The 13,867-nt window shown below is 46.7% G+C and carries 11 protein-coding genes; 6 read left to right on the top strand and 5 right to left on the bottom strand.

The annotated features are described in order from the left end of the window. Positions 1-92: 92 nt before the first annotated feature. Positions 93-1,229 carry a hypothetical protein gene (locus tag ACJ9Y9_RS19770; protein WP_009654824.1) on the bottom strand — a complete coding sequence of 379 codons (1,137 nt, stop codon included), beginning with the start codon at positions 1,227-1,229 and terminating at the stop codon, positions 93-95. Continuing rightward, positions 1,222-1,848, bottom strand: a complete 627-nt coding sequence (locus ACJ9Y9_RS19765) for a hypothetical protein (protein ID WP_016154438.1) — start codon at positions 1,846-1,848, stop codon at positions 1,222-1,224. The genes ACJ9Y9_RS19770 and ACJ9Y9_RS19765 overlap by 8 nt, the downstream gene beginning before the upstream one ends. 408 nt (positions 1,849-2,256) lie before the next feature. On the opposite strand from ACJ9Y9_RS19765, the gene ACJ9Y9_RS19760 reads away from it, so the two are divergent. From ACJ9Y9_RS19760 to ACJ9Y9_RS19750, 3 genes are all read left to right on the top strand, one after another. Then, complete coding sequence (locus ACJ9Y9_RS19760; RefSeq protein WP_009654820.1) at positions 2,257-2,841, top strand: MFS transporter; 585 nt, start codon at positions 2,257-2,259, stop codon at positions 2,839-2,841. 283 nt (positions 2,842-3,124) lie between these two features. Beyond that, positions 3,125-5,263, top strand: coding sequence for an AAA family ATPase (locus ACJ9Y9_RS19755; RefSeq protein WP_009654821.1), 2,139 nt, complete (start codon positions 3,125-3,127; stop codon positions 5,261-5,263). A 280-nt stretch (positions 5,264-5,543) separates the two neighbouring features. Then, positions 5,544-5,792 (top strand): hypothetical protein, encoded by a 249-nt coding sequence (locus ACJ9Y9_RS19750; RefSeq protein WP_016154436.1) that lies wholly within the window; start codon positions 5,544-5,546, stop codon positions 5,790-5,792. Positions 5,793-6,176: 384 nt separating this feature from the next. Here the strand turns inward: ACJ9Y9_RS19750 and ACJ9Y9_RS19745 are convergent, their stop codons facing one another. Both ACJ9Y9_RS19745 and ACJ9Y9_RS19740 read right to left on the bottom strand, forming a co-directional pair. Further along, the gene (locus ACJ9Y9_RS19745) at positions 6,177-6,539 is read right to left on the bottom strand and encodes a helix-turn-helix transcriptional regulator (RefSeq protein WP_016154435.1); all 363 of its coding nucleotides are present in this window, start codon (positions 6,537-6,539) and stop codon (positions 6,177-6,179) included. Positions 6,540-6,584: 45 nt separating this feature from the next. Beyond that, the gene (locus ACJ9Y9_RS19740) at positions 6,585-7,589 is read right to left on the bottom strand and encodes a cation diffusion facilitator family transporter (protein ID WP_009654826.1); all 1,005 of its coding nucleotides are present in this window, start codon (positions 7,587-7,589) and stop codon (positions 6,585-6,587) included. Positions 7,590-7,774: 185 nt separating this feature from the next. On the opposite strand from ACJ9Y9_RS19740, the gene ACJ9Y9_RS19735 reads away from it, so the two are divergent. Further along, complete coding sequence (locus tag ACJ9Y9_RS19735) at positions 7,775-10,270, top strand: heavy metal translocating P-type ATPase (RefSeq protein WP_009654818.1); 2,496 nt, start codon at positions 7,775-7,777, stop codon at positions 10,268-10,270. Between the two features lie 13 nt (positions 10,271-10,283). Beyond that, on the top strand, positions 10,284-10,748 hold the full coding sequence (cueR, locus tag ACJ9Y9_RS19730; RefSeq protein ID WP_016154433.1) for a Cu(I)-responsive transcriptional regulator: 465 nt from the start codon (positions 10,284-10,286) through the stop codon (positions 10,746-10,748). Positions 10,749-10,837: 89 nt separating this feature from the next. On the opposite strand, the gene ACJ9Y9_RS19725 is transcribed toward cueR, so the two are convergent. Then, on the bottom strand, positions 10,838-11,290 hold the full coding sequence (locus tag ACJ9Y9_RS19725) for a Cd(II)/Pb(II)-responsive transcriptional regulator (protein ID WP_009654812.1): 453 nt from the start codon (positions 11,288-11,290) through the stop codon (positions 10,838-10,840). Between the two features lie 81 nt (positions 11,291-11,371). Between ACJ9Y9_RS19725 and ACJ9Y9_RS19720 the strand changes: the two genes are divergently transcribed. After that, positions 11,372-13,867, top strand: coding sequence for a heavy metal translocating P-type ATPase (locus ACJ9Y9_RS19720; protein ID WP_016154432.1), 2,496 nt, complete (start codon positions 11,372-11,374; stop codon positions 13,865-13,867).

Here is a 13,867-nt window from a genome sequence, read left to right as displayed (position 1 = left end):
ATAGCGCTTAAGCCGGAATGACTAGCGCTGTCCGGCAAATAGTCGCGGATGATTCAAGATCCACTTATTAAGTGGATCTTGATAGCATCCTGTTAGTAAACCGCTTGTTTTATAAGTAAAATTCCTTTGGCGGGTGTGTAATATTCAGTAGGCTGGCCGGTTATTTCACGCAGCACCTCAGTGACAATACTATTGACCATTCCCGTCAGTTTAAGCAATTCGGCAAAAGTTTCATTCTTGTCAATTATCTTTCTGGTGCCATTTGGAACGTAGAGCAGCATTGCAGCATTAGGGTTCTGTGCAAGATAATTTAGCCATCTGTGAGTCTCTACAAGGACAGCCAGCTCGTAGTATTGGCTATGTCGGAGATTGTTACCATCTGCGTGGTACATCAGCGAGGCAATATCATAACTACTGAGTTCAATTTTAGTACCCTCAGCTTCACTATCCGCTTTTAGTGTCTTAAGAAAACGAATAGACTTACGCAATCCTCCATTACATTGATCGCATTTGTCTTTAATTCGTTTGATGTGGAGGAAAGGTAGGTTGTAGATACGTTGACGTGTGTTTTTATCTATAATAGTGACCCCACGTTGATCTACATCTTTAGTATGTTGGTACTCTTTGGTATCCCACCAGATGCTTGGCACCACATCCACTTCTCTCTGCAAAGACCCTCCCGTTATTCTCAAAGATTTGGCGTTGTTGTCATCAACATCTGCCGCAGGGAAAGTTGCTTTCAGGGCATCCCTAGCGGCATCCCTGAGTTCAAGGATGACATCCCCATCATTTTTGTTCGTAGGGGTGTAGCGGCCAATACCGTCGCTATCATAAATAAGCATCTGAGTGTCTATAATCAGCAGATCCACATCACTGAAACTTTTAATATGAATATCCAGTGGTACAGAGCCTTGGACACGAAACTCCAGATTAAGATCTAATTTCTTTACCAGTTGGTTCTCAATACGCTTGGCAGTTTCAAAAGAAATTTCGGTATAGCGGTTATCAACCGGTTGCATGGCACCTATAACATAGCGGGTTGCAGAATCTTGTTTTCCCCTGGTTTCCCAACTTTCATTTAAATCCAGGAAACCTTCTAGCAAAGCATAGTTTTCCAGTCCATCAATCCTCTGGTTACTGATTGACTCTCTGGCTACGTTTAATTGATCGAATGTCCCTTTACGACGAGACTTCATGCGTTCAATTCGCGCACTAAATGAATTAGACATTGTCGATCCTAGTGATTGTCATTGTTCCGTAAGTAGCCCGGCCTTGACCGTTAAAATAATGGCCTTCAGCAGATTTGAGTCCGTCGTCGAACCTGAACTCTGCGAATCCAACATGTGAAGTCAGGTGTTCTTCACCTGTCTTGGGTTGGTTGCGGTAGTTATAAAGCAGCTGGTAACCAATTCCCTCGTCATGAATGATGGAGGCTGTCACACTATCCGAATGCGATGATTGAGTTTTCAGATGAATTCTGACTTTGTCCCATGACTGGACAATTCTCAGCTCACCTTCCCAGGGTTTACCACCTTCAGATCGGGTATGGCCTTCAACATTCCAGCGGCCTGCAAGATTTGGCACACATAAAAATTTCCCGAGGTAGGTGTTATGCCAGAGATTTTTATCAAACCATGTATACAACCCCATGTAGATCCCACCGGCGCTAATAAGTGAAAAAACTGAGGCAGGTATGTGGCTGTTAATGTGAAAGTTTTTCAGCCATTCGATTAGTGTGAGTGCTAGTAAAATCAGAACGAACGATATAACTGAGGCAACAATGGCAATATATCGGCCGACTTTACTGCGGTTAAAACCGCAAATCACAATGTACTCGTGACTTTTCATGAAATGGCGTCCAAGTGAGATGAAAACTAAAAAAACTATATATAGGTAATTTTACTATATCAAACCCTAGATATGGATGGATTGACAGTTATTTCTCGGTATGGTTATCAGAACGAGTTTTAAGTAGATCTGGAAGAAGATACATCCAGATTTCAGTCAGATACCGCCATCGTCATGTCAGCAGGAACCGGATTGATTTCCTCGTTTCATAGCGGTCAGGCTTGCCTGAAAATGATACCTTCGCAGGGAATGTTGATTGAGCTGGGCGGTGTCATTTTTCTGTTTATAGGCGGATTACTTGCAACCCTTGGCTGGCAGTGGCCGTTTTTGCTTCATCTTTTTGCCTAGGTTCTTCTGGTTATGCAGCTGGCGTTTGTGCCGTAACAATTGTCCTCTGGGACAGAAAACATGAATGAAAACGCCGGAGAAAGCGAATCGGTGAGTGCGACTCGATTAGCGCCTGTGCTTTTTGCAGCCCTGCTGTCCATGATTTGCTTCTTCACCAGCATTATCATCATTCCGCAGGTGTTTAGCTGCATGGCTATTGGGGCAGCAGAAACCGGATACTTTCTGTCGTTTATCTCACTGGTCGCCGTCGGGGCTGCTGCGATGATGCCGCGCCTCATAGCGCGTTTACGTGAGTACGGAAATCTGTACACGGCGTTTAGCTGCTACGCTGCCGGACATTTCATATTTTCATTCGCTGATAATGTAGTGTTCTACATCGCTGGCGGGGTTTTAATGAGTTGTGGGTTTGGTCTGTCGGTGCCGCTTGTGAATCATATGACAGTCGAGCAGAGTCACGCTCGCGTCCGGGGACGTAACCTTGCCTGGCTTTCTATGGCTATATTCTCCGGCCAGTTTTTATCATCATTCATGGAAATCATCCTAGGAGATTCATCAGTCGTCTTCCGGGGGACCGCGACAATTGCGGTGGCGGTAATTGTCGCTCTCATGGTGATACACCGGAAACGTCGCTTTAAAACGGCATAACGTCTGTCAGTATCAGCAACGCCGACATTGCTGAGCCGGCTTAGTCTGGTGCGGGTACTGAGGGTGCAAATGTCCGCTCTTGGCACGAAGCGGACATACATCACAAGCGCCGTACATACGCTCTATAAAACAACTGCTCCGGCGCTGCGGTACCAAGGGCGAATCCCGGAGTGCTTTACTCAAAAATGAAACGGTGCTTATATGTTCTGGCTTCAGCTTAAATAATTAATCGGGCCTGCAATATACGGGGCCTGCTCAGTGTCTTTGCCGTAAAGGATTAGGTATGGAAATTGAAATTAATTGCTGTAATAACATCGATAAAGCAAATATAACTCTGGCAGAAAAAAAACTAAATATTAAATTTGCGCCTAACGGCACCGGAAAAAGCACCATTTCCCGCGCGATTCAGTGTACGGTAAACGGGGATGAACAGGGTCTCAGCGACCTGCTTCCGTTTAGATACCGTGGTTCTAATCCCGATGCAGTACAGCCTAGGGTAACTGGTGTCGATGGCCTGCAAAACGTCATGTGCTTTAATGAAAAATATGTCGATCAATTCACTTTTCAACCAGACGAGTTAGTAAGTAATAGTTTTGACATCTTCATCAAAAGTGAAGCGTATCACGAGACAGAACGCGAAATCGAAGCCATGGTCGTGGCCATACGGCAGCAGTTTGCTGATAACGTCGGGCTTGAAGAATTCATCACGCACCTGGGGGAACTCAGCGCCGCATTTAAGCTGAGTAGTACCGGGATTGCAAAAACGTCTACCGGTATGAAAGGCTTATCCGCTGGCAACAAGCTTCAGCACATTCCCGACGGTTTGGAATCTTATAAGCCGTACATCCAAAGTAAAAGCAGCGTAGAGTGGATCGAGTGGCAGACCCGGGGGTATGAGAAATTCTCCGCGCTATCCGACGGCTGCTGTCCGTTCTGTACTGGCGACTCCCGTGAAAAGGCCGAGCAGATTAGCCGCGTCAGCGCGGAGTATGATAAGGCTGTCATTAAAAACCTGATCGGCCTGATCGGCGTGCTAGATAAACTCGGCGAATATTTTTCAGAGCCTGCCCGTGCCCGCCTCGCTGATATTACAACCCTAAAAAGTGGGCTGGAAAAACAGCACGAAGAATATCTCGTGACAGTGAAGAAGCAGACAGACAGCCTGATAAATATGCTGAATACCCTTAAGACTCTTAACGGCTTTACGTTCAGCGCTTCAACCAACGTCAAGGCTGCACTGGAAGCCTGTCGCCTAGACGTGAAGTTTTTCCCGGAGCTGCAGTCGGATAAAACGGCCCGCACCGTAGCCAGTCTCAATACCTCTTTAGACGACCTGACGACGCAGGCCGGACGCCTGCAGGGTCAAATAAATAAGCAGCGTCAGGGCATGCAGAAGCTGATCCTCAAGCATAAAACCGATATCAATACCTTTCTGGCTTACGCAGGCTATCGTTATCAGGTGGATATCACTGGGGAAGGCGATAAATGTCGGCTGAAACTGCGCCACGAAGACTTTGAAGGCTACGTCAGCGGCGGCAGCCAGCATCTCAGCTACGGTGAACGCAACGCCTTTGCCATTGTTCTGTTTATGTATGAATGCTTAGCCAAGAAGCCAGGTCTGATCATTCTTGACGACCCGATTTCATCGTTTGATAAGAACAAGAAATTTGCCATCCTGGAGATGCTGTTTCGCCGCAATACCGGTGAGTGCCTGAAAAATGAAACGGTACTGATGCTGACTCACGATGTTGAGCCTATTATTGATACACTGAAGTCCGTCAGGAAGCTGTTCAGTAATCTGGTTACGGCCTCACACTTGCACTACAGCGCAGGCTGCATCACCGAGCAGCTCATCGGTGAAAGTGATATCCGCACTTTTGCTCAGATCTGCCAGTCTGTCACTGACTCTGATAGTGAAGACATCATCAAGTTGATCTATCTTCGCCGACATTATGAAATTATGGACGACCTCGGTGATGCCTATCAGGTGCTGTCAAACCTTTTTCATCACCGTGAAACGCCCATCGACACCCGTGAACCCGTTGTGCAGGGAGTGGGACATCCTGAAATGTCCGCAGAAAAAGTTGCCTTCGGCTGCCAGGCAATCGCCGATCGCATTCCCGGCTTTGACTACCAGGCCACTTTCGTTCAGCTCACCGACCCGGATCGTATACGTGCGCTTTATCTGCTCTGCCGTAATGGCTACGAGAAACTGCAGGTGTTCAGGTTGCTTCAGACCGGACTCGAGAACGCAGTAATACGTAAATTCATGAATGAGACCTACCACATTGAAAATGAATTTATCTGTCAGCTGGATCCTGCCCGGTTTGATCTCATTCCTGAATATGTCATCAGGGAGTGCGACGCGCTTATACTTCCTCCTCCACCGGCAAATGACGATGCGCTGGAAGAAATTGCCTGACCTGTCGGAGGCGCGAGTATATTAATGCGCTTCAGTTTTCAGTGCGGCTCCAGTCAGGGCCAATAACCACCAGCAGGCGATTACGGTCTGTTACCCGGACCGTTTTCCCCTACCGCAGCGACCTGATGAGCTTCCGGCCTCGCGGCTGGGCCTGACATTCAGAGTGCTGACTGTACCAAGGCAGCGCCACCTCAAGGGAGCAGGAAGGCGACAGGATACATGATCTTGCACGGTAATCGGATGCATTACGGTAAGCAATTCCATCACATGAAGATAAACAATGAACCATCCTGAAATTCACGTCAAAGACTGGATTGATGTGGGCAATCGTGAGTGTGTGGTGCAACGACTTCTTCCTCCAGTGTCTCCCGTCGGCGTCTGTATTGTTGTTCTGAATAAAACCAAACCGACCACCCGGATCGCTGGTTGGAAAGGTGAAAAGTGGTACTTCATGCCCAGCCATGACTTTGGTGGCTATGCAGATGAGTATGATCCCTGTGTACGTGAACTGAAACGGGGCCGTCGCTGACCCCACGAGGTAATGTAGTGCAACTGCGTTTAGGCCAGACTACACGTCACAACACAAGGGCTGCATTCTGATGTTGACCATAACGCATTGTGATGTAGCAATGTCCGCTTTTGGCACGAAGCAGACAAACTAGATTATCCGTGGCTATTCAATAAGCTTGCAAAGCAAGGTTTCTCCTTCATGAGGTGGCCTGCTCACTTCGCTTTATCTGGTGATAGTGAACCATCAGGTATTTATTACATACAAGGGAAGGGGGCAGGTTTCATTATTAAAAGGTTAATTATTAAGGTTTTAATAAATTAATGATGAAACAACTCACCAAAGTAATGAAAAACTAAGGTGAGTTGGAATTACACAAGCTCTACTTATCAAAATTCATTCGGGTTATTCTTCAGCTATGTGAAATACCATGTCCTGAAGAACATGACTTACATGGTGATCCATTATGCTATAAAATATGTACTTACCCTTTCTCTCTCCGCGAACAAGCCTTGCACTTCGTAACAACCTCAGATGATGACTGACCAGAGATTGTGATAACTGGAGCGACTCAGCAATGTCGCCTACAGAGACCGAACCACGCATACAGTAAAGCAGGATTCGTAGTCTTGACTGGTCCCCCAGTAGATGGAAAATCTCGGAAAGTTGCCCAATGTCGTTTTGCGAGAGCATTGATAGATCTGGCTCCGCGACATGATCTGTCGCGGAACAGTCTTGTATGTTGCCGCAATCTGATGTGCTGGACATTATGATTCTCCCTCCTAAATTGATAGTGCATCACCAGAGGCCTGATTAATGTTTGTGGCCTGGACTAGAATGGTTATGCTTTTTTCCGTGTTCGTGTTCGTGTTCGTGTTCGTGTTCGTTACGCAGTTTTGTCGGTGAAAGGCTGCATGTATTATCGTTTTGATCGTAATTCCAGTCGATTCCCACAGTTGCATGTTCTATTTTGAACTGCTCATAAAGTTCTTGTTTTACAAGCTTCACAACGTCTTTTACGTCCACATCTTCCTTGGCTCTTACTTCCAGTGTTGCCATCGTCCGACCTGAGGTTATTTGCCAGACATGAATATGACTTACGGCTGCTAAGCCCTTAACAGAACTGATTAGTCTCTGTTCCACCTTGTCTGGGGAGGCATCTTCAGGCGCTCCTTCTAACAGGATGTGCAGCGATTTTGCTAATAATTTCCAGGCACTACGTAAAACCAGTGCTGCGACAAGAACGGAAAGTATTGGGTCAATCGGTGTCCAGCCCGTGTAGTAAATGACAATAGCGGCGACAATAGCGCCAACAGAACCCAATAGATCACCCATCACATGTAAAATAGCACCTTTGACATTAACATGATCGGTCTCACCACGGGTCATGATCCATAATACCAATATGTTGACCAACAATCCTGCAATGGCAACGATCAGCATTGGGCCTGCCAGTATAATTGGTGGAGCTTGTAACCTTTCCCATGCCTCATATGCAATCCACGCCACAATAGCGAAGAGTGTCAGGGCATTAAAGAATCCCGCGATGACTTCAAATCGCAAATATCCAAAGGTTCGTTTGCTATCAGCAGCTCGACGGCCAAAACGGAATGCCGCATAAGCCAGCGCCAAAGCTACTGCATCTGTAAGCATGTGGCCTGCATCTGCCAGCAATGCTAATGAGCCAGAAAGTATCCCTCCAACAGCTTCGACCACCATAAATGTGAATATCATGAGGAAGGAGATAAGGACTTTACGCTCGTTTGCACTGGTTACTGCTGGAGTATGGTCATGCTCGTGATCATGTGATTGTGACATAGGGCCTCAAGCGGTTGGTTATACATGATGCCTTCAATATAACATATGAATATGTGTTCATGTAAAGGGTTTTTATATCCATTCCTTCCACGGCATCGGCATGTTCAAAATAATGCGCTTGACCTTCCCACGATGGTAAGCCTTAAGGTTGTTCTTTATCTGACCATAACGATGAGAAATACATCATGAGCATTCAAAAAAAACAGCATTCTAATGATGGTGAAACTCAAGTCAGCTTGCCCATTGAGGGAATGACTTGTGCAAGCTGCGTTGGACGAGTTGAAGCCGCTCTGGCTAAGGTTGAAGGCGTACAAAACGTAAGCGTTAACCTTGCAACAGAGCGTGCAGATATCCGCCTAAATGCATTCGTTAATCGTATGGCGTTGGTTGAAGCAGTTGAAAAGGTTGGTTATGAGGTTCCTCAAGCTTCTGTAGAGTTATCAGTTCAGGGCATGACATGTGCATCATGCGTAGGGCGTGTCGAAAAATCGCTCCGAGCGGTTAAAGGTGTAAAAGAAGCCACTGTTAATTTAGCGACTGAAAGAGCTACTGTACGTGGAACCGCAGGAGTTGATGACCTCATAACTGCTATCGAAAAAATCGGTTATGAAGCCAGCCTGGTTGATAACCAAAGCCAGAATAATGATAGTGCCGCAGAAAAAAAAGATGCTGAAAAGGTTGCGTTGAAGAAAGATTTAGTTCTGGCGACCGTACTTGCGTTACCAGTATTTATTCTGGAAATGGGGTCGCATGTGATACCGGGAATGCATCAATGGATAATGGATACCATTGGGCTCCAGGAAAGCTGGTATCTCCAGTTTGTATTAACATTGCTGGTGTTGGCTATTCCGGGGCGGCGCTTTTACCTGAAAGGTATTCCCGCGTTATTAAGACTTGGCCCAGACATGAACTCTCTCGTCTCCGTCGGGACTCTCGCTGCATTCGGTTATTCAATGATTGCGACCTTTGCTCCAGGTCTTTTGCCTCAAGGTACCGTCAATGTGTATTACGAAGCTGCTGCGGTAATCGTCGCTCTTATTCTTTTAGGACGATTTATGGAGGCGCGAGCTAAAGGTCGAACGTCTGAGGCTATCAAGCGTTTGGTTGGATTGCAGGCCAAAGAGGCGCATGTGCTGCGTAACGGCATTGTCATCGATATTCCCATTAGTGATGTAGCCCTTGATGACATTATCGAAGTTCGACCAGGTGAGCGGATACCTGTTGATGGTGAGGTGAGTGAAGGAACAAGTTTTGTCGATGAATCGATGATAACGGGGGAGCCTATCCCCGTCGAGAAAGTTCCCGGAAGCTTAATGGTTGGCGGGACTGTTAACCAGAAAGGAGCATTGAGGTTGCGTGCAACAGCCGTTGGTGGCCAGACGATGTTGTCACAAATAATCAGAATGGTAGAGCAAGCCCAGGGCTCTAAACTACCTATACAAGCCGTGGTCGATAAGGTGACATTATGGTTTGTTCCTGTGGTGATGCTGGCAGCGTTGTTAACTTTCCTTGCCTGGTTAACATTTGGGCCATCACCGGCCCTGTCTTTCGCACTGGTTAATGCCGTGGCTGTATTGATCATTGCCTGCCCATGTGCAATGGGATTGGCTACCCCAACCTCTATCATGGTAGGTACTGGGCGTGGTGCAGAAATGGGGATCTTGTTCCGTAAGGGAGAAGCTCTGCAGTTGCTTAAAGATGCCAGGGTTGTCGCTGTAGACAAAACAGGTACTTTGACTGAAGGGCGCCCAGTAATGACAGACCTGGAGTTGGCCGAAGGGTTTGAGCTTGACTTAGTATTAGCAAAAGTTGCCGCTGTTGAATCACGTTCGGAACATCCTATTGCCCGCGCTATCGTTGAAGCTGCTCTAGGAAAAGAGATATCGCTGCCAGCGTTGACTGAGTTTGATTCAATTACTGGGATGGGCGTCAGGGCTACCGTAGACGGAGAGCGCGTAGAGGTCGGGGCCGATCGATTTATGCGTGAGTTAGGCTTGGATATCGAGTATTTTTCAAAGACTGCGATACGCCTTGGAAACGAAGGAAAATCGCCACTCTATGTTGCTATTGATGGACGTCTGGCTGCCATTATCGCAGTCGCTGACCCTATTAAATCAAGTACGCCGATTGCCATAAATGCATTGCACCAACTGGGGCTCAAAGTCGCAATGATTACCGGTGACAATGCCAATACAGCAAATGCGATTGCGAGACAGCTTGGTATTGATGAAGTGGTTGCCGAAGTGTTGCCAGAAGGGAAAGTTGAAGCAGTTCGTCGGTTGAAGGAGTCTTACGGTAAGGTCGCTTATGTTGGTGATGGCATTAATGATGCCCCAGCTTTAGCCGTGGCAGATATTGGGCTTGCAATTGGTACAGGTACCGATATAGCGGTGGAATCTGCTGATGTTGTCTTAATGTCCGGCAACCTACAGGGTGTGCCTAATGCTATTGGATTGTCTAAGGCAACCATAGGTAACATCAGGCAAAATCTTTTTTGGGCGTTTGGTTATAATGCCGCATTGATCCCTGTAGCAGCAGGCCTGCTGTACCCTGCCTATGGATTGCTGCTTTCACCAATCTTTGCTGCAGGCGCGATGGCGCTATCCAGTGTATTTGTCCTGGGCAACGCACTTCGTTTGCGTCGGTTCCAGCCTCCGCTGGCAGAAGACTCTGAGCACTAAGAAAAGGGGAGCTATGAACATTGGTAAAGCATCGAACGAATCAGGAATCTCCGCAAAGATGATTCGCTATTACGAGCAAATTGGTCTGATTCCTGCTACTGGCCGTACCGAAGCGGGCTACCGTGATTATGCACCCAATGATGTCCATCGTCTGATTTTTATCCGCAGTGCGCGCGATCTTGGTTTTTCTCTTGAAGAGATAGCCGATTTGCTCAAGTTATGGAATGACAAATCTCGCCAGAGCGCCGATGTTAAACGTCTGGCACAAGAGCATATGGATGATTTAGAGCGACGTATGGAAAATATGCGACGAATGGCAGATACACTCAGAGCTCTGATCAAAAGCTGTGCTGGGGATGAGCGAGTTGAATGCCCAATACTCCAGACATTAATGACCGCTGATGCTAAAAGCCATCCCGGTAAGAGAGAAGGGGCAGTGCAACGTCGTTCTCGTGGTAACGAAATGGAAAAAGCCTGACCCCTTATTTTAAGGGCATGATGGCGTAGCACAAAGCTGTATGGGCTTGTGTTACGCCATCAGTCTAATCAACTTATAAGCGCACACCACTAATGCACACCCCCCAAGTGGTCAGTTGGTACGGTTAAAGGAAGATCACCATTCTCTTCATCAGCAGTCAATTTCTGTACTATCCCGCATTCGTCCACGCTCCGGTCTGAGCTGCAATAGTTATTAAGTTCTTTGAGTTGTATTTCCAGGGCTATTAATTCTTTAATACGATGCTGAACATGAGTGAGATGGGCACTGATTATTGCATCAATGGGGCCACAGTCTTTACCGTGATTATTCATTGCCAGTAGCAATGCACGTATTTCCTCATGGGTCATATCAAGAGAGCGGCAGCGTCGGATAAATAATAACTTTTCCAGATGAGTATTGTTGTAACGGCGATAGTTATTTTCAATATCTCTTAATGGAGCCTGAAGTAATCCTTCTTTCTCATAGTACCGAATAGTTTCCACCGGACAATCCGCCTTACGGGCCAATTCACCAATTTTCATGCCTCCCCCCTTATGCGCTTGACCCTCTAGTTAGATTAGGGTCTTTAATCGTCAGTATAGTTAACAGATGAGGCAATGAAAATGAGTGGTGGTGTAAAAAATAGCAAAAACCCTGCAGGAGACGAAGCGGCTAGTTGCTGTGAAACGTTCAATTTAGGGACAGGACTCCGGGTTAAGAATACTGGTGAATCACATAAAGCAAATGATCATGCACATGATCAGCAGGCTCATAATCACAAGAAATGCAGTGATGATCATTCCCATGAAGGTCATAACCATGAAGGCCATAACCATGAAGGCCATAATCATGATGCCCATAGCCATGGCGGCGAAGGGCATTCGCATGATGAGCATAATCATAAGGGATGTAACCATGCTCATGCCGCGCAAGAGCATTCTCATGAAGGCCACGATCACGGCCATGAGGGGGATTGTTGCTCCGCTGCTCCAGAACAATTGAGTAGCCTAGGGGGCTCGCAGGTTGTGGCTGGTGGATTACGGACAGAAATTCGCATTATGCAGATGGATTGTCCTGTTGAAGAAAATCTTATCAAAAAGAAACTGGGTGGAATGAGCGCTGTTAAAGAGCTTGATTTCAACCTGATGCAGCGTGTTTTGACTGTAACCCATACACCGGATTCGCTTGAAGCTATCATGGCTGCAATTCGCTCGTTGGGATTCGCGCCAGAAGTCTCTGATAATACTAGCGGCAAGAAAAATACCCAGGAGAAAAAAAAGCCCTGGTGGCCATTAGCTCTTGCTGGCGTAGCTGCTCTTGCAGCCGAAGTGATGCACTGGGCTGATATGCCTGACTGGCTAGAAGCTGGGTTGGCTTTGATAGCAGTGCTTTCTTGTGGTCTGACAACCTACAAAAAAGGTTGGATTTCGATTCGCAATGGCAACTTGAATATCAATGCACTAATGAGTATTGCCGTTACTGGGGCTTTGGTCCTTGGGCAGTGGCCAGAAGCGGCGATGGTTATGGTGTTATTCACCATTGCCGAGCTGATAGAAGCCAAATCACTTGATAGAGCCAGAAATGCAATAGGTTCCCTGATGAACCTGACTCCTGAAACTGCAATGGTCCAACAAGCTGATGGAACATGGCAGGAAGTTGACGCCAGTAGCGTACAACCGGGCAGTATTGTCAGGGTAAAACCAGGTGAACGAATTGGTCTCGACGGAGAAATCGTCAAAGGCCAAACCACCATTAACCAAGCTCCAATTACAGGTGAAAGTATGCCTGTCGATAAAATTGCGGGCGATGCTGTATTTGCTGGAACAATAAATCAGTCAGGCTCTTTTGAATATAAAGTCACTGCAGCTGCAAATAATACAACCCTTGCTCGCATCATTCATGCCGTTGAGCAGGCGCAAGGCGCCAAAGCAGCTACACAACGTTTTGTTGACCGCTTTTCCCAGATTTATACCCCCGTCGTTATGGGTATTGCTGTTGCGGTTGCTGTATTGCCACCATTGTTTGGGGCAGGAACATGGCAGGAGTGGATCTATAAAGCTTTAGTTATGCTTGTCATTGCGTGTCCATGTGCCCTGGTTATTTCTACGCCAGTAACGATTGTTAGTGGACTTACTGCAGCTGCTCGCAAAGGGATTCTCATTAAAGGCGGTGTTTATCTTGAGCAGGGACGTAAGCTAAAAGCCCTTGCGCTGGATAAAACAGGAACTATTACCTATGGGAAACCAGTACAAACCGACGTAATGGTATTCAATGGGTGGAGCGAGCGTGAAGTTCGTACTACTGCAGCTAGTCTCGCTAGTTACTCTGATCACCCTGTTTCACTGGCAATTGTGAATGCTTCTGCTGATTTGAAAAAGCAGGATGTTGACAGCTTTGAAGCGATTGTTGGGCGAGGTGTGCATGGCGCGATTACAGGTAAGGATTTTTACCTTGGTAACCTGCGTTTGACTGAAGAACACTTTAATTGTCCATCAGAGATTAAAGCAACAGTACAAAGGCTGGAAAGCCAGGGTAAAACAGTTATTTTACTCAATGATGGTAAGCAAGTGCTTGGGTTGTTCGCTGTTGCTGATACTGTTAAAAACAGCAGCCGTGAAGCGATTGAACAACTTCATGAACTTGGCGTTAAAACTATTATGCTGACTGGTGATAACCCACATACAGCTAAAGCAATCGCATCTCAGGTTGGAATCGATGAGGCTCGAGGGAATCAATTGCCAGAAGATAAACATCGTGCAGTTGAAGAGCATTCACGGATTGGAATCACTGGGATGGTTGGTGATGGTATCAATGATGCACCGGCTCTGGCTGCAGCTGATATCGGTTTTGCTATGGGCGCAATGGGTACTGATACGGCGATTGAAACTGCAGATGTAGCCTTAATGGATGATGACCTGCGTAAAATCCCAGCCTTTGTAAAATTATCCCGACAAACGTACAGCTTACTCGTGCAAAATATCAGCCTCGCTCTAGGTATTAAAGCCGTATTCCTTGTACTCACGCTCATGGGAATGGGAACTATGTGGATGGCTGTATTTGCTGATGTTGGTGCCAGTCTTCTGGTTGTGGCAAATGGCCTGAGGTTATTACGAAAATAA

Origin of the sequence: Enterobacter sp. CPE_E1241 (genome assembly GCF_045618265.1) — a bacterium.
GTDB lineage: Bacteria > Pseudomonadota > Gammaproteobacteria > Enterobacterales > Enterobacteriaceae > Enterobacter > Enterobacter adelaidei.
Note: the sequence above shows the minus strand (reverse complement) of the source record. Positions and strands in the feature narration are given on the sequence as shown.

Coding starts and splice junctions, on each gene's coding strand:
- ACJ9Y9_RS19760 (WP_009654820.1), top strand. CDS start 2,257: ATGAATGAAAACGCCGGAGAAAGCGAATCGGTGAGTGCGACTCGATTA.
- ACJ9Y9_RS19765 (WP_016154438.1), bottom strand. CDS start 1,848: ATGAAAAGTCACGAGTACATTGTGATTTGCGGTTTTAACCGCAGTAAA.
- ACJ9Y9_RS19770 (WP_009654824.1), bottom strand. CDS start 1,229: ATGTCTAATTCATTTAGTGCGCGAATTGAACGCATGAAGTCTCGTCGT.
- ACJ9Y9_RS19725 (WP_009654812.1), bottom strand. CDS start 11,290: ATGAAAATTGGTGAATTGGCCCGTAAGGCGGATTGTCCGGTGGAAACT.
- cueR (WP_016154433.1), top strand. CDS start 10,284: ATGAACATTGGTAAAGCATCGAACGAATCAGGAATCTCCGCAAAGATG.
- ACJ9Y9_RS19740 (WP_009654826.1), bottom strand. CDS start 7,589: ATGTCACAATCACATGATCACGAGCATGACCATACTCCAGCAGTAACC.
- ACJ9Y9_RS19745 (WP_016154435.1), bottom strand. CDS start 6,539: ATGTCCAGCACATCAGATTGCGGCAACATACAAGACTGTTCCGCGACA.
- ACJ9Y9_RS19720 (WP_016154432.1), top strand. CDS start 11,372: ATGAGTGGTGGTGTAAAAAATAGCAAAAACCCTGCAGGAGACGAAGCG.
- ACJ9Y9_RS19735 (WP_009654818.1), top strand. CDS start 7,775: ATGAGCATTCAAAAAAAACAGCATTCTAATGATGGTGAAACTCAAGTC.
- ACJ9Y9_RS19755 (WP_009654821.1), top strand. CDS start 3,125: ATGGAAATTGAAATTAATTGCTGTAATAACATCGATAAAGCAAATATA.
- ACJ9Y9_RS19750 (WP_016154436.1), top strand. CDS start 5,544: ATGAACCATCCTGAAATTCACGTCAAAGACTGGATTGATGTGGGCAAT.